Annotated in this window: 23 protein-coding genes and 5 pseudogenes; 15 read left to right on the forward strand and 13 right to left on the reverse strand. The window is 69.1% G+C overall.

All coding sequences use genetic code 11. From position 1 onward, the window contains the following. The 3 genes and pseudogenes from ACZ5CZ_RS29900 to ACZ5CZ_RS29910 form a co-directional block, all read right to left on the reverse strand. A pseudogene (locus ACZ5CZ_RS29900) lies at positions 1 to 737 on the reverse strand (ATP-grasp domain-containing protein). Positions 738 to 1,302: 565 nt separating this feature from the next. Beyond that, complete coding sequence (locus ACZ5CZ_RS29905) at positions 1,303 to 1,620, reverse strand: hypothetical protein (protein ID WP_468947400.1); 318 nt, start codon at positions 1,618 to 1,620, stop codon at positions 1,303 to 1,305. Positions 1,621 to 1,636: 16 nt separating this feature from the next. Beyond that, a complete protein-coding gene (locus ACZ5CZ_RS29910) occupies positions 1,637 to 1,903 on the reverse strand; it encodes a hypothetical protein (RefSeq protein WP_385847553.1) in 267 nt (88 codons plus the stop codon). A 176-nt stretch (positions 1,904 to 2,079) separates the two neighbouring features. On the opposite strand from ACZ5CZ_RS29910, the gene ACZ5CZ_RS29915 reads away from it, so the two are divergent. Further along, positions 2,080 to 2,403, forward strand: a complete 324-nt coding sequence (locus tag ACZ5CZ_RS29915) for a TMEM175 family protein (protein ID WP_468947402.1) — start codon at positions 2,080 to 2,082, stop codon at positions 2,401 to 2,403. Between the two features lie 225 nt (positions 2,404 to 2,628). On the opposite strand, the gene ACZ5CZ_RS29920 is transcribed toward ACZ5CZ_RS29915, so the two are convergent. Next, a complete protein-coding gene (locus ACZ5CZ_RS29920) occupies positions 2,629 to 4,257 on the reverse strand; it encodes an MFS transporter (protein WP_468947404.1) in 1,629 nt (542 codons plus the stop codon). Next, entirely contained in the window at positions 4,254 to 4,427 is a 174-nt protein-coding gene (locus ACZ5CZ_RS29925) for a hypothetical protein (RefSeq protein ID WP_468947406.1), read from the reverse strand. Before ACZ5CZ_RS29925 ends, ACZ5CZ_RS29920 begins: the two co-directional genes overlap by 4 nt. 155 nt (positions 4,428 to 4,582) lie before the next feature. On the opposite strand from ACZ5CZ_RS29925, the gene ACZ5CZ_RS29930 reads away from it, so the two are divergent. Further along, a complete protein-coding gene (locus tag ACZ5CZ_RS29930; RefSeq protein ID WP_385847403.1) occupies positions 4,583 to 5,332 on the forward strand; it encodes a transposase family protein in 750 nt (249 codons plus the stop codon). On the opposite strand, the gene ACZ5CZ_RS29935 is transcribed toward ACZ5CZ_RS29930, so the two are convergent. After that, positions 5,310 to 5,750 carry a winged helix-turn-helix domain-containing protein gene (locus ACZ5CZ_RS29935; RefSeq protein WP_468947408.1) on the reverse strand — a complete coding sequence of 147 codons (441 nt, stop codon included), beginning with the start codon at positions 5,748 to 5,750 and terminating at the stop codon, positions 5,310 to 5,312. The two genes, ACZ5CZ_RS29930 and ACZ5CZ_RS29935, sit on opposite strands and share 23 nt — an antisense overlap. A 357-nt stretch (positions 5,751 to 6,107) precedes the next feature. On the opposite strand from ACZ5CZ_RS29935, the gene ACZ5CZ_RS29940 reads away from it, so the two are divergent. Continuing rightward, positions 6,108 to 6,356 (forward strand): SLOG cluster 4 domain-containing protein, encoded by a 249-nt coding sequence (locus ACZ5CZ_RS29940; RefSeq protein ID WP_468947501.1) that lies wholly within the window; start codon positions 6,108 to 6,110, stop codon positions 6,354 to 6,356. A 222-nt stretch (positions 6,357 to 6,578) separates the two neighbouring features. After that, positions 6,579 to 7,376 carry an IS21-like element helper ATPase IstB gene (gene istB / locus ACZ5CZ_RS29945; protein ID WP_468947410.1) on the forward strand — a complete coding sequence of 266 codons (798 nt, stop codon included), beginning with the start codon at positions 6,579 to 6,581 and terminating at the stop codon, positions 7,374 to 7,376. Between the two features lie 22 nt (positions 7,377 to 7,398). On the opposite strand, the pseudogene ACZ5CZ_RS29950 reads toward istB, so the two are convergent. The 4 genes and pseudogenes from ACZ5CZ_RS29950 to ACZ5CZ_RS29965 all read right to left on the reverse strand — a co-directional run. Beyond that, positions 7,399 to 7,617 (reverse strand): annotated as a pseudogene (locus ACZ5CZ_RS29950) (2-phosphosulfolactate phosphatase); the annotation flags it as partial. A gap of 56 nt (positions 7,618 to 7,673) precedes the next feature. Next, a complete protein-coding gene (locus tag ACZ5CZ_RS29955) occupies positions 7,674 to 7,853 on the reverse strand; it encodes a hypothetical protein (protein ID WP_468947507.1) in 180 nt (59 codons plus the stop codon). 68 nt (positions 7,854 to 7,921) lie between these two features. Then, on the reverse strand, positions 7,922 to 8,563 hold the full coding sequence (locus ACZ5CZ_RS29960) for a nucleotidyltransferase domain-containing protein (RefSeq protein ID WP_385847563.1): 642 nt from the start codon (positions 8,561 to 8,563) through the stop codon (positions 7,922 to 7,924). A gap of 312 nt (positions 8,564 to 8,875) precedes the next feature. Beyond that, on the reverse strand, positions 8,876 to 9,064 hold the full coding sequence (locus ACZ5CZ_RS29965) for a hypothetical protein (RefSeq protein WP_468947411.1): 189 nt from the start codon (positions 9,062 to 9,064) through the stop codon (positions 8,876 to 8,878). Here ACZ5CZ_RS29965 and ACZ5CZ_RS29970 point away from each other — a divergent pair. The 8 genes and pseudogenes from ACZ5CZ_RS29970 to ACZ5CZ_RS30005 all read left to right on the forward strand — a co-directional run bounded on the left by ACZ5CZ_RS29970 (position 9,056) and on the right by ACZ5CZ_RS30005 (position 16,575). Continuing rightward, complete coding sequence (locus ACZ5CZ_RS29970; RefSeq protein WP_468947412.1) at positions 9,056 to 9,898, forward strand: class I SAM-dependent methyltransferase; 843 nt, start codon at positions 9,056 to 9,058, stop codon at positions 9,896 to 9,898. The two genes, ACZ5CZ_RS29965 and ACZ5CZ_RS29970, sit on opposite strands and share 9 nt — an antisense overlap. 457 nt (positions 9,899 to 10,355) lie before the next feature. Continuing rightward, positions 10,356 to 10,889: a hypothetical protein gene (locus tag ACZ5CZ_RS29975; protein WP_468947413.1), complete on the forward strand. Its 534-nt coding sequence runs from the start codon at positions 10,356 to 10,358 to the stop codon at positions 10,887 to 10,889. Between the two features lie 693 nt (positions 10,890 to 11,582). Next, positions 11,583 to 12,278: a TetR/AcrR family transcriptional regulator gene (locus ACZ5CZ_RS29980; RefSeq protein WP_468947415.1), complete on the forward strand. Its 696-nt coding sequence runs from the start codon at positions 11,583 to 11,585 to the stop codon at positions 12,276 to 12,278. 257 nt (positions 12,279 to 12,535) lie between these two features. Then, positions 12,536 to 13,678 (forward strand): FAD-dependent oxidoreductase, encoded by a 1,143-nt coding sequence (locus ACZ5CZ_RS29985; RefSeq protein ID WP_468947417.1) that lies wholly within the window; start codon positions 12,536 to 12,538, stop codon positions 13,676 to 13,678. A gap of 61 nt (positions 13,679 to 13,739) precedes the next feature. Then, a complete protein-coding gene (locus ACZ5CZ_RS29990) occupies positions 13,740 to 14,465 on the forward strand; it encodes an alpha/beta fold hydrolase (protein WP_385847571.1) in 726 nt (241 codons plus the stop codon). A gap of 152 nt (positions 14,466 to 14,617) precedes the next feature. Further along, positions 14,618 to 14,719 (forward strand): annotated as a pseudogene (locus ACZ5CZ_RS29995) (NAD(P)H-dependent oxidoreductase); the annotation flags it as partial. Positions 14,720 to 14,792: 73 nt separating this feature from the next. Further along, positions 14,793 to 15,205, forward strand: a pseudogene (locus tag ACZ5CZ_RS30000) (transposase); the annotation flags it as partial. A 107-nt stretch (positions 15,206 to 15,312) separates the two neighbouring features. After that, positions 15,313 to 16,575, forward strand: coding sequence for a serine hydrolase domain-containing protein (locus ACZ5CZ_RS30005; RefSeq protein ID WP_468947419.1), 1,263 nt, complete (start codon positions 15,313 to 15,315; stop codon positions 16,573 to 16,575). A 113-nt stretch (positions 16,576 to 16,688) separates the two neighbouring features. Here ACZ5CZ_RS30005 and ACZ5CZ_RS30010 read toward each other — a convergent pair whose 3' ends face one another. Further along, a complete protein-coding gene (locus tag ACZ5CZ_RS30010; protein ID WP_385847574.1) occupies positions 16,689 to 16,862 on the reverse strand; it encodes a hypothetical protein in 174 nt (57 codons plus the stop codon). Between the two features lie 91 nt (positions 16,863 to 16,953). Between ACZ5CZ_RS30010 and ACZ5CZ_RS30015 the strand changes: the two genes are divergently transcribed. After that, positions 16,954 to 17,307 carry a hypothetical protein gene (locus tag ACZ5CZ_RS30015; RefSeq protein WP_385847576.1) on the forward strand — a complete coding sequence of 118 codons (354 nt, stop codon included), beginning with the start codon at positions 16,954 to 16,956 and terminating at the stop codon, positions 17,305 to 17,307. Between the two features lie 486 nt (positions 17,308 to 17,793). Here ACZ5CZ_RS30015 and ACZ5CZ_RS30020 read toward each other — a convergent pair whose 3' ends face one another. Beyond that, complete coding sequence (locus tag ACZ5CZ_RS30020; protein WP_385847577.1) at positions 17,794 to 18,258, reverse strand: transposase; 465 nt, start codon at positions 18,256 to 18,258, stop codon at positions 17,794 to 17,796. Here ACZ5CZ_RS30020 and ACZ5CZ_RS30025 point away from each other — a divergent pair. Both ACZ5CZ_RS30025 and ACZ5CZ_RS30030 read left to right on the forward strand, forming a co-directional pair. Beyond that, a complete protein-coding gene (locus ACZ5CZ_RS30025) occupies positions 18,257 to 18,436 on the forward strand; it encodes a hypothetical protein (protein WP_385847579.1) in 180 nt (59 codons plus the stop codon). The genes ACZ5CZ_RS30020 and ACZ5CZ_RS30025 overlap by 2 nt on opposite strands. 59 nt (positions 18,437 to 18,495) lie before the next feature. After that, positions 18,496 to 19,478: pseudogene (locus ACZ5CZ_RS30030) on the forward strand (IS5 family transposase). A 329-nt stretch (positions 19,479 to 19,807) separates the two neighbouring features. On the opposite strand, the gene ACZ5CZ_RS30035 reads toward ACZ5CZ_RS30030, so the two are convergent. Then, positions 19,808 to 20,353: a transposase family protein gene (locus ACZ5CZ_RS30035; RefSeq protein WP_468947421.1), complete on the reverse strand. Its 546-nt coding sequence runs from the start codon at positions 20,351 to 20,353 to the stop codon at positions 19,808 to 19,810. Between the last annotated feature and the right edge of the window lie 226 nt (positions 20,354 to 20,579).

Genomic DNA, 20,579 nt, shown 5'->3' on the forward strand with positions numbered 1-20,579 from the left:
TCAGTCCAGGAAACTTCGGAGGGAGGCCGGCATGCCGGCGACGAAGGCGTCACGGACGGGCTCGTCCACGCGGTCCAGGACAGGGAGGGGTTGAGGTCCTCCAGCTCCCTCAGCAGCAGGTCGCCCTCCCGGGTACGGCAGGCGTCCACCCGCGGGATGCCGTGGGCGAGGGTGTTCCAGTCGATGAAGCGGCGGGCGAAGTCCAGGTCCGCAGCGGTCGCCTCGTAGGGCTCGAGGACCCAGCGCCGCTCGGGGTCGGGGGTGTACAGGGCGTACTGGAAGGCGCGGTCGACATAGTAGAAGGGCACCTCGTGGCGGAAGTCGACGCGGGGCTGGACCACCACGTCGCCGTGGGGCAGGCCGTCCAGCGCAGCGCGGGGCAAGGCCCTGAGGCCTATGGAGTCCGCACCCGCCTTCGGCTTGACCACGTAACCGTCGGTGTCCGGCAGCTCCGCGAGGTCCTCGGGCCGGTCGACGGCGGGGATGACCGGGAATCCGGCCGCCGTGAGTTCGAGCAGGTACTGCTTGCCGGCCATGTCCCCGCGGCCGGTCAGCGGGTTGTACACCCGGGTGCCGCGGGCGAGCGCCTGCTCGCGGACGGCGTCGTACTCCTACTGATAGTGCAGCACGGGGCCGCTGTTGCGGACGACGACCGCGTCGAAGGCGTCCATGAGGGCAGCGGCGTCCAGCGGGTGGCACAAGGCGATGTCGCGCAGGCTCTGGGCCTCGTACGACAGCTCGTCCGCCGTGGGTCCGGGCGAGGGGTGGTAGCGGCCTGCGCACACCGAGAGATTGACGATCAGGTAGGTGTGCCAGTGGGAGCCCGCCCCGCGGCCGTCGGCGGAGAGCTCGCGGCAGTTCAGCCACCAGAGCACGTCACGTCTGCCGAACGTCACGGCGAGGTCGGCGGTCCCGCCGGGGCGGACGGCGTCGTCGTGGACGTAACGGCCGCCGGGGCGCACAGGGTGGGTGAGCTCCAGCAGGTCGGGGTTGTCCGGGTGGTACTCGAACACGTCCACCTCGTTGCCGCCGTCGCGCCACGTCCAGATCGCCGGCCAGGCACCGAGTCCGACGGGCAGCCGGACCTGGGTCTCCAGGCGGTCGCCGGTGCGCACCATGAAGCCCTCGGCGCTGTCCTTTGTGGTCAGCGGTCCCTGTCCCACAGGCCGTGGGACCGGCGCGTGGCCCGGAACGTGCCGGTGCGGGAGTCGGCGGGGTCGGCGGTGACGCCGCTCCGGCAGGCAGCGCTGGTTCACCCGAACGTGTGACCTGCGCGGGCCGGTCGCGTGAGCGCTCGCCGCTTCACGCCCCGGTGTCGATACCCGTGACCACGGCCGGGCCCAAGAGTGCCGCGCCGTCGTCCAGGCCGACGGCGTTCAGCGCGGACTCCGTGAGCCGGCGGCCCTTGCCCTCCGCCTCGGGGCCGCTGTCCGCCTCCACGGTGAGGCGGACGGTGAAGGTGTCGTCGTCATGAACGGTGAGGATGTCGATGTCCTCGCGCTCCCCCATGTGCGTGCGGTGCGGGTCGACCGGGCGCAGCGCGCGCACCAGTTCGTCCCGCACGTCGTGCGCGGCCCCGCCGGTGAACGTGCCCGGCACGGAGATGACGTACGTCGTCATGGTGATCCTCCCTAGGTCACCTCTCGCCTGCCCCGCCTTGCGGTGCCGTACCGCTCGCGGTCTCGGGCCGCCGCTTCGCCGCGCGCAGCGCCCCGGACTCCCACAGGCACCAGGTCGACCACAGCAGCAGGGTCAGGAAGGCGGCGAGGAGCACCAGCAGCAGCACCGTCTGCCGGGTCGTCCCGCGCTCGTCCACGAAGGTGAGCAGCAGACACCCGGTCCAGGCGGCCGCGCCCCAGGCGTACACGGTCCTGAGCTGCCGCAACTGCTTCACCGCTTCCATCGGCCCCTCCCGGGCAGGCATGTACACGTCCTGTGCCGGTACCCCCGCAGGGCGACTTCACCGCATCGGCGTCGGGCGGAGCGCGATACAGGCCGTCGGCGCGGTGGTTGCGCCGTGCCCCGGTGGGGAAGGGTCGGACCGAGGTCCACCGCGTCCCCTTCCTCACCGGAGCCGTGATGACCACCGGGCCGGGCGTCTCCGGGCGCCGCAGCGCGGCCGACTGCAGCACCGCGCGTCTGGAGGCGTCCAGTGACGGCGTGTTCGCCATCGCCATCACACTGCTCGCGCTGGATCTGCGGGTGCCGGAGCCCGACGCCCTGCACGGCGAGTCGCTCGCCCACGCCCTCGCCCGGCAGTGGCCGGCCTATTTCGCGTGCCTGGTCAGCTTCCTCGTCATCGGGCTCGTCTGGATCCACCACCACGCCCTGGGCGGCCTGGCGCGCCGGGTGGGCCGCCGCACGCTGTTCGCGAACCTCCTCGCCTGCTCGCCGTCTCGGTGATCCCGTTCCCCACCCGCCTGCTCGCCACGTATCTGACCGGGCGGGACACCGACGCGCACACCGCCGCCGCGGTCTACGCCTCGACGATGGTCGTCATCGGAAAGATGCCGGCCTGAGTCGTTCGCGTAAAATCCCAGGTCAGAGCCGCTTTCCTGGCTCGCTGTCCTGCTTACGGGCGGCCAGAGCGTCAAACGAGCGTCACGGCCGACAACCCGTGCCTCCTGATCAGAGCAGAGCTGACTCCGATTCCTCCTGAATGACCCTCCCGAGGTGAGCGGGCGAGGTCTTCGGGCCTCGTGCTTTTTGGTGCCAGGGTGGGGCGTCCGGGGCCGTCGTCGATCGCCCTGCGGGTGCGCGTCTCGCTGGACGGCAGCAGGTGCCGGTACGGGCTGCGGTGCTATCCGTGCGGGTCGGGCAGCGGTGCCTGCGCGGGGGCGGGGGCGTGGTGGTCGCCCGGGTCTCCGGGGTGTTGCGGGCGCCCAGTACGAGCAGGGCCATCAGGCCGGCGGCCAGGTAGAGCACGGCCTGCGCGTTCAGCAGCGATACCGGGCCCAGGCGGTCGGCGAGCAGGCCCGCGAGGGCCATGCCGATGGCTTGCGCGCCGTTGGACACGGTGTAGAAGGAGCCGAGTGCCCGGCCCACGTGGTCGGCGGGAACCCGCTGCTGGACCATCCCGAGCACCCCGGCGTAGTAGACGCCACCGGGCAGGCCCACCACGGCGAACAGGGCGACGTACACGCCGAAGGCGGTGGTGACCATCGGCGCGTTCCAGATCAGCAGCGCCAGTCCGGAGAAGGACAGCGCTCCCCAGGTGATCAGCGGCCTCGGGTGCACGCGGGTGCCCAGGAAGCCCAGCGCCAGGCCGCCCGCGATGCCGCCGATGCCCTGGATGCTGCGCAGCAGGCCGATCTCGGCGTCAGTTCCGTGCAGGGTGGTGGCGACGAAGACGACGAACAGGACGACGAACAGGCCCTGGCCTATGGCGCAGAGGATGGCCGCGAGGAAGGACACGCGTAGGCGGCGGTCGTCGGTGATCACCGCGACGCCTTCGCGCCAGTGCCGGAACATCCGGCCGGGGCCCGCGGCAGCCGCAGGGTCGGTCGCCTCGGCGCGCTGGGCCCTCTCGTCGGCCGCCGAGCCCACGGACGTCGACGTGGACATCGGTCCCGCCGGCGCGCTCCCAGTCGCGGTCGCCTCCGACCCGGGCCTGACCGGCGCGCGTTCGGGCCGACGGATCCGGCTGACCACCCCGGCCGTCAGGAGCAGGCCGATGACCGAGCCCGCCGCCAACGGGCGCAGTCCCCCGGCGACCACGATGCCGCCGAGCAGACTGCCGCCCAGGCGGCCGAGGTTGGAGTTCAGGACGACCAGGTTGCTGGCCGCCGCGCTCTGCCCGGGCTCCACGAGGTCGGGCAGCAGCGCGTTCTTCGACGTCAGGACGAACTGCGCGCACACCGCGCGCCCCGCGATCACCGCGTAGACGAGCCACAGCTGGTCGCCGGAGGTGACCGGAAGGAGCAGGGCCGCCAGGGCCGCGTGCAGCAGCGTGCAGACGAGCAGCAGCTTCTTGCGGTCGTACCGGTCCGCGGCGATCCCGGCGAGGGAGCCGACGAGGACGCCCGGGGCGAGTTCGATCAGGAAGGCGAGGGACGTCGTCATCGCCGACTCGGTCATGCGGTAGACGAAGATCGGGATGGCGGTGACCAGCATCCAGTCGATCGTGTCGTCGAGCAGCCCGGCCGCCCATAAGGCGCGGAAGCGCGGGTTGCGTATCGGGGAGTTCGCGGAGTTCCGCAGGGACTCGGCGGTTCCGGCGGACGCGGTCCGCTTCCTTCGGCGCACTTCGGGGGTCAACTCTGCTCCTTGGGCCGGCGGAACGCCTGGACGCTGAAGCTGATCTCGGCCGCGTCGGGCGGCACGTCACGGCGGTTGGCGATGATGTACGGGCGTACCAGCAGATCGATCACCGAGGTCAGGTGGAGGAGTTCGTCCGGTGTGAGGGCGAGTGCGTAGGAGTCGAACACCGCCGCCCGCTGCCACGGCTCCTCCAGTGAGCCTTTTCAGAGTGGCCACCGATCGGGTGACGCCGGTGAGGTCGAGGTGAGGGCCGCAACGCACAAAGCTCCCGTGCCGTTGGGGGAGGTGTTCGAAGTCTCAACCCATCGGCACAGGAGCCCTGTTGGTTCCCTATCCTGCCGCACTTGACCTCCCGCATGCCCTCGTCGAGTGGGTCACGATGCTCATCGTCACCCGTGAGGGTGACCGACGGTGCAAACTCCCGCCGTACCAGCGGGCGCTCATCGCTCTGGTGTACCTGCGCCGCCACGACACCCTCACCCGGCTCGCCTCCGGCTTCGGGATCTCCGTCGGCACCGCCCACGCGTACGTCACCGCCGTGACCGCCCTGCTCGCCGAACGGGCCCCGGGCCTGCTCAAGACTCTCCGCGAGCACGATCCGGAGTTCGTCCTGCTGGACGGGACCCTCGCCGAGTGCGACCGCGTCGGCGACAGCCGGGCCGACTACTCGGCCAAGCACCGCCGCCACGGCGTGAACGTCCAGGTCGTCACCGATCCCGCCGGTGAGGTCCTGTGGATCTCGCCCGCGCTACCGGGGCGCACCCACGACCTGACCGCAGCCCGCACCCACCGCATCATCCGGATCTGCGAACGCCAGGGCGTCCCCATCCTCGCCGACCGCGCCTACCAAGGCGCCGGCCCCTGGGTCACCACCGGACTCAAACGGCCACCGGGAGGTGAACTCACCCTCACCCAGCGCGCCGTCAATCGGGCCCTGGCCGCGGCGAGAGCACCAGTCGAACGCGGCATGGCACGGCTGAAGTCCTGGCAGATCTTCCGCAGGTCCCGGATCAGCCCCAACCGCATGACCGTCATCACCAAAGCTGTCCTCACCCTGGAGAGACAACGCTGAAAACGCTCAGTGAGCCGAAGTCGGCGAGGAAGTGCCGCACGAGACGGGTGAGTTCGCCCAGCTCGGCCCCGACGACCGCCGAGTGGGCGGCGAGCGACTCGGGGCCCTGGCCGTCCGGCAGGAAGTCGAAACCGGTGGCGACCGCGCGCCACGGCCGGTCGCGGGCGTCGGAGCCGTCCTCCGCCTCGACGCGCTCCACGAGTCCGTACCGGTGGAGCAGGCGGAGGTGGTAGCTGCAGTTGGAGGCCGAGTCGTCGACCGCCTCTGCGCAGCGGCTCGCGGTGTCCGGTCCCTTGCGCATGAGGTGGTGCAGCAGGCGAAGGCGCAGGGGGTGCGCGAAGGCTCCCAGGACGCGCACATCGGTGATCGGGACCCGTCCGGGGCCGGCAACGGAGTTCGCTCGGGACGTGAAAGACATCTTTCAACACTGCGCCGGGATGCCATCGGGTGCAAGCGTCGCCCCTCGGAACACAGCCACGTTGGCGCCCTTTTGAGGAGATTTACGCCTGTCCGCTCGCGCCAGAGCCAGGACTTTCACCCGACTTGAAATATATATTTCACTGCATGGAAACGATCGGGCGACGTGGAGTCCTCCCCCTCGGGTGGAAATGTGCCGGTGCGCGGCGAGATTCCCGGGGAATTCCTCTAGCCTGCCGAAGAGAACCCGACCACCGTCTTAGGAAGGGAATTCAACATGGCTTTTCCCACATCGAGCTCGCGGCGCATCGGCGTGCTCTGCGGTTCGCGCGGCGGCCGTACGCCGCACTACGTGGAGATGGCGACCGCGCTCGGCGAGGGGCTCGGGCTCCGTGGTGCCGATCTGGTCTACGGTGCGGGCGGCGCCGGCGTCATGGGCGCCGTTTCCCAGGCCGCACACCGGTCCGGAGCCAGGGTGACCGGGGTGATCCCGCACGCGCGGCACCCGCGCACTGATCGAAGTGCTCTTACTCGGACGCAACATGCCGCACGAACACGTCGTCGCCGGCCTGGCCGCCGCTTTGCGAGCCGGGGCCATGACCGCTGACGCGGTCGCGCTGGAGGCTCGCAAAGCCGCTCAGTCCGAAACCGAGCCCGCACCGGATCTATGGGTCCCCGGACAGCCGTCGGCGACGGTGACATCGCTGCACGAATGGCGGCTCGCGCACCTTCCGCCGGACACCAGGCCGCTGCCCTCGGTGGCCCACTACGACCAGTGGCTCCGACGCCGCCGGGCAAGCGGCGGTGACCACCGAGAGGGAGAAGCACGATGACTCCGCCGCGCCAGCGAGGCTTGACCGAGCAGGCCGCCGACGCGGCCATCGACTCCGCCTGCCGTCTGCTGCGGCTTCCGTCGATCCGCAACGAGTTCTCCGACATCGCCGACCGGGCGGTGAAGGACCAGATGACCTACCGCGGCTTCCTCGCTGAGCTTCTGATGGCTGAGTGCGACGACCGGGCCCGCCGCCGCTCGGAGCGGCGGATCAAGGCGGCGAACTTCCCCCGTGAGAAGACCCTGCGAGCCTTCGACTTCGACGCCAATCCGAACATCGACCCCGCGACCATCCACACCCTCGCGAGCTGCGAGTGGATCAAGAAGGGGCAGCAGCTCTGCCTGATCGGCGACTCCGGCACCGGCAAATCCCACATGCTGATCGCCCTCGGCACCGAGGCCGCGATGAAGGGCTACCGCGTCCGCTACACGCTCGCCACGAAGCTCGTGAACGAGCTGGTCGAGGCCGCCGACGAGAAGCAGCTGAACAAGACCATCGCCCGCTACGGCCGCGTCGACCTGCTCTGCATCGACGAACTCGGCTACATGGAACTCGACCGTCACGGCGCCGAACTCCTCTTCCAGGTCCTGACCGAACGCGCGGAGAAGAACAGCGTCGCCATCGCCTCCAACGAGTCGTTCGGCGGCTGGACCAAGACCTTCACCGACCCCCGCCTCTGCGCGGCCATCGTCGACCGCCTCACCTTCAACGGCACCATCATCGAGACCGGCACCGACTTCTACCGCCTCGCCACCCCACGCGCCCGGGCCGAGGAACCCGCCGAAGCGGGGTGACCCGACCGACGGCGGCAGCAGGTCAGCGGGTCTCGGCTGACTCGTCAGGCACTGCGACGGGACGCAGCACGGTCAGAGAATCTTCCTGACGAGCGACCATCGCGAAAGGGAATCTGTCCACCTCCAGGCACAGGTCGACATCGTGGGGATGAACATGTTGGTATCCGCGTCGCACCCCGTCGGCAAGGTCGGCGGCTGCCCGGGAGGTTCTCGCACGGTGGAGATACGGGGCCACCTCAGTATCGCCTCTGGCGAGATGGCCGGGCCGGACGGCCGGCCCGTCGCGACCACATGTCCTCACGACTGCGCGAGATCGGCGTCCCGGTCGCAGCCGCCCACGGAGCCGCCATCCGGCAACAACGCCTCGACTGCCAGCCCCCCATCGTCGCGGACGCCCTCGGCTACCACGACAAAGCCACCAGCCGCCTCCTCAGAGAAGGCGGCGGGACCTGGAGCCGATACGTCGCTGGCGATCACAGCCGGTCACCAGTGGGCTCGTGGAATCAGCAACAGTTGAACACACAAGCTCCCCAGTAGAGGGCCAGCTACAGGTCCGCAATCCAGGGATGCCCCGGGTGTACGCGGGCGAGCAGCTCGGCCAGGGTCTCGCACTGAGCCGAGGTCATGTGCGGGACCGTCGCATCGAAATCTGCTTGATCCTTTCGGCGGACGTGCTTGGCCTTGAACAGGAGGACCAGTTCGGGTGCCAGATACGGGATGCCGTCCTGGGTGTGGTGGACGATGTCGCTGTAGGGAAGCCGGACCCTCTCATCGCGTCGGCAGATCCAGGTATCGCCGTCGTGTGGTTCGCGGAACACGTCGAGCAGGTAGTCTCCGGTGGCTGGGTCGCGGAGCCATGTCTGATGAACCGCGGCCAGCACCTCCGATGTGGCGTCTTCCCAGATCCGGCCGCTGCCTGCCGCGTCGAAGACGTAGCCGGGGAAGCGGTCACGGACCTCGGGGAAGCCCGCGGCTGGAATCGCGATCTCGATGTCTCCATGAGCGCGCGTCTGCCTGCCGCGGAACAAGTCCAGCGCCCAGCCCGCGGCCACGTACCAGGGCGTGCTGATCCCGGCTAGCTGCTGCGCGACCTCCCTCGGGGTCCAGCAGGACGACCACCTGGCGGGGAGGGCTTCGATCTCACCGGGGGACAGCTCGATGCCGCCGCTGGGTAGTTGCTCGCTCACCGCAGGAATCTATCAGTGGACTCGAAGGTCCCCCTGGCTGTAGTCGATGAGGGCGAGCAACGGGTCCTCGAGCTGTATGACACCGGCGATCACGCAAAATCACCAGCCGGATGGACTCCTCGGCGAACTCGCGACAGTTGAATACGAGAGCCCACCAGTACCGAGGCCGGATCTGGTTCGGCGAGCCGAAGAAGGAAATAGGGCCGCGCGGGCCCTTTTCCTTCTTCGGCTCCCGGAGCCATCGGCGGCGACCGTGTCTCGTCTATGGAGGCGCTCCGCCTGAGACACCCTGGGTCTGAGACACCGTACCGGTCACATAGCGCCGTCGCGGACCAGGCCATCGGGCAGGTCCGCGGCCGCGTCCACCAGATCAGGGAAGCGGCTCTGCATGCGGCTGCCCCGGCGGGACTGCACCAGCAGCGGACCAGGCGCCGGCCACGAGGTGAAGACGCGCGCACGGTAGCCGTCCTTCTCCAGACTTCGATGTGTCTCATGAGACATCAGCTCGCGTCTGAGCCCCCGGAAGAGATCAAGCACGCAGGGGCCGCTCGTGTCAGGATGCTGGGCATGTCTAGTCGCGCGCTGAGTTTCGGAGTGGTGGCGGAAGCATACGAACGGTTCCGGCCGGGGTATCCCGTGGAGCTGTTCGACATGGTGATGGCCTATGCGGGCCGCCCGGTTCGGACTGCCCTTGAGATCGGCGCTGGGACAGGCAAGGCAACCCGCCTGTTCGCTCAACGAGGGGTCATGGTCACCGCCACCGATCCTGACGGGGCCATGCTCGCCGAACTCCGCAAGCACGTGCCGACGAGCGTCAGAACGGTGCACGCCGCGTTCGAGGACTTGCGACCAGGCGAACAATATGGACTGGTCTATGCGGCAGCAGCGCTGCATTGGACGAACCCGGAGGGCCGGTGGTCGCGCGTGGCCGCGCTGCTGGAACCCGGTGGTGTATTCGCCTCATGCGGCGGGCCATTTCAACTGGCTGACCCGGCTGTGGAGGAGGCTGTCCGCGCGGCGCGAGCACCATTCTTGGAGAGTGACGAGATTCCGTCACCTGACGGGACGCCTCCAGGCCATGAGATGCAGTGGCCAGGTACGGAGCTGCAACAGTCTGAGTGGTTCACCGGCGTTCAGCAGTCCGTGATCGAACGGCGCTTGACGATGAGCGCTCGCGACTACGTTGGTCATCTCTCCACCATCTCGGCTTATCTCGTCTTGCCGACCGCGGAGCGAGAGCAGGTATTCAGCCAGATCATGCAGGTACTGCCGGACAGAGTCGAGATGGCCGCCGACATCACCGTCCATCTCGCGCGTCGGCGCCACGAGGATTGATCACGGCACCTCACCATGTCAGCCCGCCGGCCCCAGGCTGGTTCCGAGCCACCTTCACTCGCGTGTGGCGTGTGCTCGGTCGAGCGGGATGACGACGGCTGAGCGTTGGGCGATCTGCCAACGGAGGGCCGCGTTCTCCGCGAGTAGGGCCGCGATAACCGTGGCGGCGGCGTCGACTTCGCCACCGGACTTGGCTACGCACGCTCCTACCACGCCGCCCGCGGAACCCTCGCCGCCGAAATCGGCACCGTCCACGACGGCTTCAAGCTGGGATGCTGGCTTCGCCGGCGGGTGCCGGCACGCCCGTGCCGGCACCCGCCGGGGAGTACCTCCCTCTGCCGCAGCGAAGGCACTAGGCGGGATCGATCCCTGGTGGTGCCCGCCCTGGTCCCTGGCCTGGCAGCGCTCCTGGCGGCACATTCATCAGCAGGTCCAGGCCGGCCACCAGCTAGACGCCATGCACGAGTTCCGCAGCTTCGCCCCCGCCGAGCGCGCCTGGCTACGCCGACAGGTCACGCGCTACGACGACCTGCATTCCGGGCAGCCGCGCCTCCTGACCGACATCGGCCTCACCGATGAGAGCACCCACACCCGGCCCGTCACCCCGTACGCCGAGACCGCACTGGCCCACGCCCACGCCCACGCCTACACAGCCGCACACGGCAGTCTGGCAACGCCGTACTGCGCCGTCCACGACGGCTTCCCCCTGGGGCCCTGGCTGGCCCGACAACGCCTCCTGGCCCAGAGCACGAACACCCCCTACGCCGTTCACCGCGCCCTGACCACGCTCGACCCCTGGTGGAATCCGCACTGGCCCATGCGCTGGCAGCGCGCCTACCACCACGCCCGCACCACACCCATCACCGCGCCCACGAGCTCCTGGGCATCCACCCAACGCGCCGCCTGGCACCGGCTGCACCCGCAACAGCGCGCGCTCCTCACCGGCATCGGCCTCACCCCCGAAAACCGGACAACCGCACAGCACCGTTAAACGACCCGCTCCTACCCGCCAAGGCCCGGACTGACCCACGCCCGCGCCCGAGCCGATGAGACCGCCAACCTCTGCGTCCCCAAAGGCACACACCATGACGGGTTTCCTCTCGGGGCCTGGCTGACCCATGGTTTTCCTTCGCGTACGCGGGCGCAGTCCTAGCGGTTCGCGCCCAACTTGCCCGGCCCCAGGAGATATTGGCACGCTTTTCGTGTGTTCCGTCATGTTCTGTTCCGCCGTTTCCGGCGAACGAGCGAGAGGTGATCTCATGCGACGAACCGAGTAGGACGCGAGCCAGGCCGCCAAGCGCCCGAAGGTGCCCGCAGCGGCCTTCCGGTGAGCCCGGCACACCGGCCTGATCCCCGCCCCGGACACGTCGTCCTTCCAGTGGCCCCGGGCCGCTGTGGAGGCACTGGACGCCGCTGTTAGGCAGAACTCGCTGTCTCAACGCCGTATGTATCGCGGGCGGCACATCATCCGCACGTGCATTCCGGCCTGATTCCGGCCTCGCGATCATCGGAGCGTTGCGAGCACCGGCTTCGCCGGAACAACTGGTGATCACTCACGTGGCCAACCCATCGTGTCGCCGTAGCGGCGGATCCCACCCACTGCGCCCATGTCGCGGATCGACGCCGTCCCTCCCGCGCCTTAACTCGCGCCCCCTGTTGCGAACGCGTTCGTTACGATCAGGTTATGACTGCGAGAAGAGAACCGATCAGCCGCCGTGAGCGTCCGGCGAAGCCCGCCCTGTCCCGGCGCTGGATCGTGGACACCGCCGTGCGGATCATGCGGGCGGAGGGGCTGGGGAAGGTCACGATGCGCCGCCTGGCGCAGGAGCTGGACACCGGCCCGGCCTCACTGTACGTCTACGTCGCCAACACTGCCGAGCTGCACGCGGCCGTCCTGGATTCCCTGCTCGGCGAGGTCGACCTGACCGGACGGAACGGCGGTGGGGACTGGCGCGAGCAGCTGCGCGCCGTCATGACGTCGTACACCCACGTGCTGTTCGAGCACCCGCAACTGGCTCGGGCGGCGCTGATTGCCCGTCCGAGCGGGGAGAACTATCTGCGCCTGGTGGAGCGCATCCTCGATCTCCTCTCGCAGAGCGGGGCCGGCCGCGAGCAGGTCGCCTGGGGGGTGGACAAACTGCTCCAGGACGCGACAGCCACCGCCGCCGAGCATTCGACGCGTGAGCTCGATCCCGCCTCCGAGGACGACTGGAACGCCACGGTCCGTGCACTGCACGCCGTGGACGCCGCCACGCATCCGGCGATCACCGCGCACATGCCCGCCCTGATCGGCGGCTCGGTGCCGGACAGGATCCGCTGGAGCTTCGACGTCCTCGTCAACGGCATCACGCACACGCCCGTTCCGGGCACAGGAAGCTGAGTCCCGGGCGGGCTCGCCCGCCCTTTCGACCGCTGCGGGCTTGGGGTTGAACGCAGTTCTCTCGCCGCCTGCCGCCGCACACCCTGCACCGAACTTGTTTGCACCGAACTTGTTCGCAACGAACATGTTCGGTACGGTCTATGTGGCCGAGCCATTGCCTGCCGATCACGTGTGCGCCGGCCTTCCTCAGGAGCTTGGCAGCGGCGGGGCCGGCTCGGCGGACAGAGGTTTTCCCTTACTGCTTTCGGAGGTCCCCTATGAGCGGCAGCCATTTCCCGATCGCGATCATTGGCGCAGGTCTTGGCGGCCTGACCGCCGCCCGCGTCCTGCATGTCAACGGCATCGAGTCGGCGATCTTCGAACTTGAGGCGTCGGCGGCGGTCCGTACGCAGGGCGGGATGCTCGACATCCACGAGAACAACGGGCAGAAGGCCCTGCACGCCGCCGGCCTGTACGACGACTTCCTTAAGATCATCCACGAGGGTGGCCAGGCCATGCGCCTACTCGGCCCCGACGGCACTGTGCACGTGTCCGAGGAGGACGACGGCACCGGCGGCCGGCCGGAGGTGGACCGCGGCGAGCTGCGCGACCTGCTGCTGAACTCCCTGCCCGACGGCACGATCCACTGGGGGCGCAAGGTCACCGGTGCCCGGGGGCTGGGCGACGGGCGCCACGAGGTGACGTTCGCCGACGGCTCGGCCATCACCACCGACCTCCTGATCGGCGCGGACGGCGCCTGGTCCCGGATCCGGCCGCTGGTCTCCAGCGCCTGGCCCGCCTACACCGGCATCTCCTTCGTCGAGACCGACCTGTTCGACGCCGATGCCCGCCACCCGCGCAGCGCCGCCGTCATCGGCGGCGGGTTCTTCATCGCACTGGGAGGCGAGCGCGGTATCCTCGCGCACCGGGAGAGTGACGGCAGTCTCCACGTCTACACGGCGCTCAAGGTCGACGAGGGCTGGCTGGACACGGTCGACTTCAGCGACCAGGCTGCCGCCAAGGCCGCGGTCCTCGCCCATTTCGAGGGCTGGGACGACGGCCTGCGCGGCCTGGTCGCCGACGCGGAGACGATCATCCCGCGCCGTATCCACGCCCTGCCGGTCGGGCACCGCTGGGACCGCGTCCCGGGCGTAACGCTGCTCGGTGACGCCGCCCACGTGATGTCCCCCTTCGCCGGGGAGGGCGCCAACCTGGCCATGTTCGACGGCGCCGAACTCGCCCTGGCCATCGCCGCACGTCCCGGCGACACCGAGGCCGCCCTGGCGGCGTACGAGGAGGCCCTCTTCCCGCGCAGCGAGGAGTCCGCCGTCGAGTCCGCCGCCAACCTGGACACGATGTTCGGGGAGCGGGGCCTGGAGCAGATGGTCGCGTTCTTCACCTCCGACCCGCCAGCCCAGTGAGGCCAGCCCCGACGGCCACCGCGCCCTCAGCCACCGAACCCCCCGCATCCAGGAGCACCTCATGACCGCGGTCCATCAGCGCACCATTCCGGTGCGGCCCGGTCTGGACCTCGACGTGCGCGAGGCCGGCACCAGCGGCAGCCCGGTCCTCGTCCTGCACGGCGGCCCCGGCCCCTCCAGCATCTCGCCCCTGACCGATCACCTCGCATCGGCGCACAGGGTGGTCGCGCCCACCCATCCGGGCTGGGAGGGCACCGTACGGCCTGACGACCTGGACTCGGTGCCCGCACTCGCCGCTGTCTACCTGGACCTGGTCAGCCATCTCGGCCTGACCGACATGACGGTGATCGGCACGTCCTTCGGCGGCTGGGTCGCGACCCAGACCGTCCTGGACGACCGCGAGGGCCGGATCTCCCAGCTCGTCCTCATGGACGCCATCGGCCCCGCCATACCCGGCCAGCAGGTCACCATGCCCACCGGCCCACCGGCCCCTGCGACCGCGGCGCCGCAGGGCGGACCGTCCGCCCAGGCGATGTCCGCCATGCGCGCCTACGCCGGGCCCACCATGGCAGACGCCGGCATGCTCCCCCGCCTTTCCACCGTCACCTGCCCGGTCCTGGTGATCTGGGGCGCCGACGACGCAGTCGTCACCCCCGACTTCGGCCGCGCCTACGCCGCGGCGTTCCCCCACGTCCGATTCGAACTCATCCCCGGCGCAGGACACCTGCCCATCCGGGAAAAGCCCGAGACGGTCTTCACGCATCTCGACTCCTTCCTCACCCCCTAGCCCTGGCCACCGGCCCCCCTGCCGTCTGGTTCCCCGTCCGCGAGCCAACGCCGGCGTTGTCCTCGGCAAGCGGTTTGTAATGCACGGGGCCGGGGGCATCGATCCGCGCCCAGGACGAACAGCCGACCGCTTCCTTCACCCCCGGAGACATGATGAAGATCGCGATCATTCTCGGAAGCACCCGCACCGGACGTGCCGGCGAACGCGTCGCACAGTGGGTCCCGGAGCAGGCCCAGAAGCGCGGCGACGCCGACTACGACCTGGTCGACCTCGCCGAGGTCGACTTGCCGCAGATCGACGAACCGTTCCGCCCGCCATGGGCCGCTCACGGTCACGGCCGGCACCCGCAACGACTGCACCCAGGCCGAGACGGTCATCGACGCCATCCACGTCATCCAGCCCGGCCCGGGACGACCCCGTGTCCGACCCGAGCGGGTGGTGGCCGACAAGGGCTACTCGGCCCGCTCTTCCGCGCCTACCTGCGCAGACGCGGAATCAAGGCGACCATCCCGGAACGCGTTGACCAGCGTGCGGGCCGACCACGGCGCCGCGAACGGCCGTGTGGCTTCGACAGGGCTGTAGACCGACGCCGCAACGTCGTCGAGCGCTGCTTCCACCGCCTCAAGCAGTGGCGCGGCATCGCCACCCGCTACGAGAAACAGCCCGGCCGCTACCTCGCAGCCATCACCCGGCCAGCACACTCATCTGGCTCGAGACGTGATCGACAAGACGCTGCCTAGTACTCCAGCCGGTTCCAGGAGCTGAGACGGCATCAGGGATCGATCAGGGTGCTCTCGGGGGTGATCCCTGATTCGTCGCACCGCGGCTATGCGGAACGGTCGTGGACATGACTTTCAAGCACCCTTTCTCCAACGCGGGGACCACGGCGACAGCGGGCCGACGCAGGCGGGTGCCGATGGCGGCGCTCGCCTGCGCGGTCGTCGGCGCGGTGGCGCTGGGCACGGCCGTCCCGGCGGTCGCGGCGCCCGCTGTGCGGCCTGCCGCCGCGGTCGACTGCACGGGCAACACCACCAGCGACCGATTGCCAAAGCTGGATCCGCAGGCGTTGCAGCAGGCCCTGTCGAGCGCGCCCGACCTCGTCACGGGCGTGCTGGCACGCGTGAGCGGGCCGGACGGCCACTGGAGGGGGACTTACGGCGCCGCCGACGTCACGACCGGCGCGCCGGTGCCGGTCGACGGCCGGTTCCGTCTCGGCAGCGTCACCAAGACCTTCATCGCCACCGTCATGCTGCAACTGGCCGCCGAGCACCGCGTGGACCTCGACCAGCCCGTCCAGCACTACCTGCCGGACGTCCTGCCCGACAGTTACCCGCCGATCCCCGTCCGCACCTTGCTCAACTTCACCAGCGGCCTGCCAGAACTGACCCAGGACGACCTGCCCACCAGTCCGGACGGCATCGTCGCGCACCGCTTCGACGACCACCCGCTCGCCGAACTCGTCGCCAAGGCCGTCCGGCACGAACGCCCCTTCACCGAGCCCGGTTCCATGCAGGTCTACGGAGCCACCGGCTACTACGTCGCCGCCATGCTCGTCGAGCGCCTCACCGGACACACCTACCAGCAGGAGATCACCACCCGGATCCTGCAACCTCTGCATCTGCGCGACACCACCGCCCCGCAGACCGACACCACGATCCCCGGCCCCCACTCCCACGGCTACATCGCCGTACCTCGGCCGGACGGCGGATCGCAGCTGGCCGACATCACCGAACAGAATCCCGGCGCCGGCGGCATGATCTCCACCACCGCCGACCTCGACCGCTTCCTGACCGCACTCTTGCGGGGACAACTGCTGCCCCCGACCGAGCAGGCGGAACTGTTCGACGTCCCCGACGTCCCCTACCTCGGCGGCACCGCCCACGATCCGGGACGGGGCCGCGCCTACTACGCCGTCAGCCTGATGCGCGTGACCCTGCCCAACGGTGTGACCGTGTGGGGGAAGACCGGCACCACCTTCGGCTACACCAACGGCATGTTCACCACCCGCGACCTGCGCCGCCGCCTGGAGTACTCCTTCAACCCAACCACCGGCGGCGGCAACGACCTCGCCCTGGTCACCCGAATCCTGTCCTCGACCTTCGCCCCGTGAGCGTCACACCTCAGGGCCGACGATCATCTTGCTTCGGCCGGCCAGGACCCGCGGGAACCCGCCGGCGGGGAATCGCTCCAGGACCGTGCGAGCCTGCGTGCTGGTCGTGGCCATCAGGCGTCACCGCCGTTCACGCGCTCGTGGATGTCGATGAGGGTGGCGCCGGCGTCGGGGGGGTCCGCCTCGCCGACCCACTGCCCGAGCGCGGTGAAGACGGGAACCTTCTCGCGGTCGGCGCCGAAGACGACGCAGTAGTTGTCGGCGTACTCCGCTGAGTGCTCCGCCAAGTACAGACAAACGTGCACCGCTCGGTGGTCGGCGTGATGGTTGGCCGTGGGCGGTGTGGAGGTCTGTCTGGGGACTGTCATGATCTCGGCTATGGACGAGTTCACCAAGGTTTTGAAGCGGGAGTTCGACGCAGAGGAGGGGAGCTTCCTGCTGCGGCTGCGCGGGGATCTGGAGTGGGACCGGGCTGCCTTCACTCGCCTGGAACAGGCGATGCGAGCCGCATGCGAGCGGTCCCAGTCCGACGAGAAGCTCGATCGATGGGTCGCCGAAGGGTTCTATGAGGTCGCCACCTGGGTTCCCTCGTGGACGTCACACCCGAACTTCCCCAAGCCAGCGCCCGATGCCTACTTCAAGGACTGCATCCAGCGAATCGGGGATCTTGCCAACTGGTACTTCCGGGGCTGGCACAACTACTCCGAGGGACATGTCTGGACTGACCTGTGAAAACTCCGGGAGGCTTGTTCAGGCCGCGTCGTCCCGTTCATGTTCGATGGCAGCGAGCCGATTCTTGCGTCGGTAGCTGGGGCCGTTGATCGAGATGACGTCGCAGTGACGGCGCGAGTTCATCCACTGCCCGCCGAGACGGCTGCCCGTTGGGAGCCCTTCGCGGCACGACCGGAGTATCGCCCGACAGGTACTTGGCGACCGTGCGCCGATTCAGCCCAGTCTGGCTTCGCGATCTCGCGCAGGCTCATCGCACCGGGCTCGTACACGCCGCGAAAGCGCCTCAGCTCCAACTAATGATGCGGATCCAAGACCACTCTCGCCGCCCTCCACCGACCCGAACAGGACGACAGACGACTCGCGCGACACTAACCTCACCGCATCAAGAACGGTGCGCCTTCATCGGCTCTGTCGCTGATCTTGTGATCGAGCGGGTCAGGATCTGTGCAGGATGCGGGTGCGGAGGAGGTCGAAGTCGGCCCGGCCCTACCCATCCCTTTTGCTCCGTTTGACTCTCGTGTTCTGACCCTCGACCTGGCCGGAGTTCCAGGAGCTGGACAAGCCGGCGATGACGGCGTCCTGGTCCCGGCGCAGGCCGTTGAGTAGGGAGTGCAGTGCGGGGAGGTTGTCGTTTTCGACGCGTTCTATCCAGGCGGGGAGTTCGCTGCCGGTCAGGTCCCGCATCATCGTGGCGAAGTCGCGGACGTGCCCGGTGGCCGCGTCCAGCTCGGGAGAGGCCGCGCGGATCTCTTTGAGCGTGAGGGCGTCCTCGTCAGAGAGGTTGCCGGGTTCGTCATGATCTATCGGACGATGCGGCGGGGCCGCGGAGCCACGCGAGGCGCTGGTGGTGCGGCAGTGGAGGATTTGAAGCGGCGGAGGTAGCGGCGGGTGGTCTGGATGCTGCCCCGGAATCCCAGGGCCCGGTTTCTTCGTGGGGTTGTGCGCTGTCATGGCAGCCGTCGTGCCATCGCTGGTGGAGGTGGGCTGTGTACTGGTCGAGGATGCTGGCTCGGTTCGTCGCCTTGACGAGCAGTTCGTCGATGCCGGCGGCGCGGGCGAAGCGGCGCACGGTGGACCGGTCCAGCACGAGAGTGCGGCAGATACCCTCCAGCGAACTGCCGTCGGCTAGGGACCGTCTTCAGTTGTGATCAAGTTCGACGGTATCTGCCGATCCGGTAGGACTGTGGTGTGACGCGTACGCAACTGACCGACGAAGAGTGGGAGTTCATCGGGCCATTCCTGCCGGTCGGCAGGTTCGGCCCGTACCCCGAGCGGCTGCGGGATCAGTTCGAGGGCGTGATCTGGCGGTTCCGCACCGGCAGTCAGTGGCGGGAGATGCCCGAGCAGTTCGGCGCCTGGCAGACCATCTACAACCGCTTCATGCGATGGCGGGACGCGGGCGTTTTCCAGGCCCTGCTGGAAGAGGCGATCGCCGAGGCCGCCCGCCGGGACGAGATCGACATGTCACTGGTCAGCGTGGATTCCACAACCACGCGGGCTCATCACGACGCAGCCGGCATGCGGGTCAGTGAAGAGACCCTGGCCGCGCTCGAAGAGGCGGCCTCGCAAAAGGGGGAGCGTCCGAGGAACAAGGCGGACAGGACGGAGAAATCGATCCGGTCCGCGCCGAACGCCGACGCATCCGCTTACGACGGCGGGCCCGGCTCAAGGCCGCCCTGCTCGGGCGGTCCCGCGGCGGGCTGACCAGCAAGATTCACCTGGCCGCTGATCGGCGCTGCCGGCCGATGGTGCTCCTTCTGACCGCCGGACAGGCCGCCGACAGCCCCCAGTTCGTCCCAGTCCTGAGCAAGGTGCGGGTCCGTCTGCCCGTCGGTCGTCCCCGCACCCGACCCGCCGCCGTGGCCGGCGATAAGGCCTACTCCTCCCGCGCCAACCGTGCCCACCTGCGCAAACGCCGTATCGAGGCGGTCATCCCCGAGAAGAAGGACCAGGCAGCCAACCGCAGAAAGAAAGGCAGGCGGGGTGGCAGGCCGGTCACCTACAGCGCCGATCTCTACCGCGATCGCAACACGGTCGAGCGGGCCATCAACAAGCTAAAGGACTGGCGAGGCATCGCGACCCGCTACGACAAGAAGCCCGAAAGCTACCTCGCCGGACTCCATCTCCGCGCAGCGACCATCTGGATCAGCAGCCTCCTGAAAACCGATTGATCACAACCGCAGACAGTCCCTAGGAGCTGCTGCACGGCGGCGTACCGCTCTTTCGTCCGTTTCCCCAGGCGGCGTTCCCGGCCGCAGGCATCGAGCGTGGCGTCGGCTACGGGTGGTGGAGTCTGCCAGAAGTCCTCTCCGGGCGGCGGCGTTGCCGGTAGGGTGTTCGCGAATACCGTCCGGACGCAGGCGTGGTGGGCTCCTACGGTCTTCTCGACGGCTTCGCCGAGGTTCTTCCACAAGTGCCAGGCGTCGGCAATCTGCCTCGCTTGCGGGGCGCCGGTCCGGGCGCCTTCGGCGTAGGCCCCGCCGCGGTCCCTGCAGATGATCTACACCTCGGGGTGGCCGCTGAGCCAGGCGGCCAGCGGTTCAGCGTCGCGTCCCGGCAGCACGTCGATGGGCCGCCGCCGTTCCAGATCCACCAGGATCGTCGCGTACGAGTCGCCCTTGCGGAGTGCGAAACCATCGACACCCAGTACCCTGACCTGCCCGGCCGGCTCCTCGGGGAGGGCTCGCAGGAGACGTAGCAGCGTGTCCTTCGCCACCGGGACTCCCAGGGCCACCGCGAGCCGGCTCCCCGGCCGCCCGGCCAGAGCGACCGCGATGCTGATCAGCGTCCCGCGCAACAGCGGGGTGAAGCGGGCATGCGGGCTGGCCAGCCCGGCGACCTGCTCGGCGAACGTCACGGCCGCGCACGCGGCATTGAGACACCGGAACCGGCGCACCAGCAGCTCGATCACCACCCGGGCTCCGCTGATCGCCGCATCTGACAACCGCCGCAGATACCGGCCGTGCACCCGACGGGATGCCCTGCCGCAGTGCGGGCACCGCCCTTCGGCCGCGCGCACGCGGGCATGCATGGTGATCTCGCCCACCGACTGCTCAACCCGACCACGACACCGGCCAGATGAGGAAGAAGCGCCTCAAGACTCCCCGAAGGACACCCGGGACACGGTGGCAGGAATCACCGACGGCACCCGCTCGATCGCTAGATCAGTGACAGAGTCAGCGGGGTGCCGTGGATCTGGAACGGGTACTCGCCGAGGTGATGCGAGTTGTGCTTGCGAGGCAGACCTGACCCGGGTCTGTCGGGCAGTTGAG

Source organism: Streptomyces sp. NPDC031418, assembly GCF_055581605.1.

What these genes read in the sequence shown, in the direction of transcription:
- ACZ5CZ_RS29905 (WP_468947400.1), bottom strand. Translation starts at nt 1,620, where the DNA reads ATGACGACGTACGTCATCTCCGTGCCGGGCACGTTCACCGGCGGGGCC.
- ACZ5CZ_RS29910 (WP_385847553.1), bottom strand. Translation starts at nt 1,903, where the DNA reads ATGGAAGCGGTGAAGCAGTTGCGGCAGCTCAGGACCGTGTACGCCTGG.
- ACZ5CZ_RS29915 (WP_468947402.1), top strand. Translation starts at nt 2,080, where the DNA reads ATGACCACCGGGCCGGGCGTCTCCGGGCGCCGCAGCGCGGCCGACTGC.
- ACZ5CZ_RS29935 (WP_468947408.1), bottom strand. Translation starts at nt 5,750, where the DNA reads ATGTCTTTCACGTCCCGAGCGAACTCCGTTGCCGGCCCCGGACGGGTC.
- ACZ5CZ_RS29940 (WP_468947501.1), top strand. Translation starts at nt 6,108, where the DNA reads ATGGCGACCGCGCTCGGCGAGGGGCTCGGGCTCCGTGGTGCCGATCTG.
- istB (WP_468947410.1), top strand. Translation starts at nt 6,579, where the DNA reads ATGACTCCGCCGCGCCAGCGAGGCTTGACCGAGCAGGCCGCCGACGCG.
- ACZ5CZ_RS29970 (WP_468947412.1), top strand. Translation starts at nt 9,056, where the DNA reads ATGAGACATCAGCTCGCGTCTGAGCCCCCGGAAGAGATCAAGCACGCA.
- ACZ5CZ_RS29965 (WP_468947411.1), bottom strand. Translation starts at nt 9,064, where the DNA reads ATGTCTCATGAGACACATCGAAGTCTGGAGAAGGACGGCTACCGTGCG.
- ACZ5CZ_RS29975 (WP_468947413.1), top strand. Translation starts at nt 10,356, where the DNA reads ATGCACGAGTTCCGCAGCTTCGCCCCCGCCGAGCGCGCCTGGCTACGC.
- ACZ5CZ_RS29980 (WP_468947415.1), top strand. Translation starts at nt 11,583, where the DNA reads ATGACTGCGAGAAGAGAACCGATCAGCCGCCGTGAGCGTCCGGCGAAG.
- ACZ5CZ_RS29985 (WP_468947417.1), top strand. Translation starts at nt 12,536, where the DNA reads ATGAGCGGCAGCCATTTCCCGATCGCGATCATTGGCGCAGGTCTTGGC.
- ACZ5CZ_RS29990 (WP_385847571.1), top strand. Translation starts at nt 13,740, where the DNA reads ATGACCGCGGTCCATCAGCGCACCATTCCGGTGCGGCCCGGTCTGGAC.
- ACZ5CZ_RS30005 (WP_468947419.1), top strand. Translation starts at nt 15,313, where the DNA reads ATGACTTTCAAGCACCCTTTCTCCAACGCGGGGACCACGGCGACAGCG.
- ACZ5CZ_RS30015 (WP_385847576.1), top strand. Translation starts at nt 16,954, where the DNA reads ATGGACGAGTTCACCAAGGTTTTGAAGCGGGAGTTCGACGCAGAGGAG.
- ACZ5CZ_RS30025 (WP_385847579.1), top strand. Translation starts at nt 18,257, where the DNA reads ATGGCAGCCGTCGTGCCATCGCTGGTGGAGGTGGGCTGTGTACTGGTC.
- ACZ5CZ_RS30020 (WP_385847577.1), bottom strand. Translation starts at nt 18,258, where the DNA reads ATGACAGCGCACAACCCCACGAAGAAACCGGGCCCTGGGATTCCGGGG.